At 35.5% G+C, this 420-nt stretch carries 1 pseudogene; it reads right to left on the bottom strand.

Annotated features, from left to right (window positions below):
- Window positions 1–57: 57 nt before the first annotated feature.
- Window positions 58–420 (bottom strand): annotated as a pseudogene (locus GNY06_RS13920) (integrase core domain-containing protein); the annotation flags it as partial.

A 420-nucleotide genomic window follows, 5' to 3' on the forward strand; every position in this document is an offset into this window, starting at 1 on the left:
AATAGGTTTACTATCCAAAAACGTCTGCATCGGTGATTTACCATAACAATGTTTTCAAGAATGCGTTCTTTCATTGTTTTAATAGGACAACCAACTTGTTTAAGTCTAATTGCAGTTCTTCAATACTTCTGTAAATTTTCTTTCTAAAAGCTCTGGCATAAAACTCTTCATGTATAGTCCTGTGAAAACGTTCACAAAAGCCATTCGTCTGAGGACTTTTAGCCTTGGACTTTGTGTGATCACTATCTACAAGGGCTAAATAAAGCTAATATTAATGCTGTTCTCTAATTCCACAGTATTCCGGTGCTCTGACTGTTAAAATTCTGATTAAACGAAGTTCCTGCTGCTCAAAGAAAGGGACTACCTGATCATTAAGCATGTCATCAGCAATAAGAGCATTTTTACGGTCATATAGTTTTG

It is taken from the genome of Elizabethkingia argenteiflava, from assembly GCF_009904105.1.
GTDB lineage: Bacteria > Bacteroidota > Bacteroidia > Flavobacteriales > Weeksellaceae > Elizabethkingia > Elizabethkingia argenteiflava.